The organism is Lysobacter sp. TAB13, from assembly GCF_052113885.1.
GTDB classification, from domain to species: domain Bacteria; phylum Pseudomonadota; class Gammaproteobacteria; order Xanthomonadales; family Xanthomonadaceae; genus Lysobacter; species Lysobacter gummosus.
In genome coordinates this window covers 1-358 of sequence record NZ_JBFRDR010000414.1, presented here as the reverse complement: position 1 = coordinate 358, position 358 = coordinate 1, and the positions used below count along the sequence as shown (strand labels likewise).

At 67.0% G+C, this 358-nt stretch carries 1 protein-coding gene; it reads left to right on the top strand.

Annotation, left to right across the window (positions count from 1 at the left end):
* On the top strand, nt 1–358 hold a 358-nt coding region (locus AB4Y92_RS26765; RefSeq protein ID WP_441822374.1), incomplete at both ends, for an aminotransferase class I/II-fold pyridoxal phosphate-dependent enzyme.

Here is a 358-nt window from a genome sequence, read left to right as displayed (position 1 = left end):
TGCTGGCGGCGTGCGTGCGCTGGTCCTCATCCCGACGCTGAACAATCCGACGAGCCATGTCGCTGGCCCCGAGCGCCGCCGCGCCATCGCCGAGATCGCGCAGCGCCATGGCGTCTTCGTCGTCGAGGATGAGGTCTACAAGCCGCTCATCCCCGAGCCGCTCCCGTCGATCACAGCGATGCTGCCCGATCTCGGTTTTTTCCTCACCAGCTTCACCAAGACGGTGCTGACCGGCCTGCGCGTCGGCTATCTGGTCGTGCCGCCGCAATACTCGATCCGCGCTGCCTCGATCCTGCGCGTGACGAGCTGGAGCGGCACCTATCTGCCAGCCGAGATCGCGACGCGCTGGGTCGAGGAC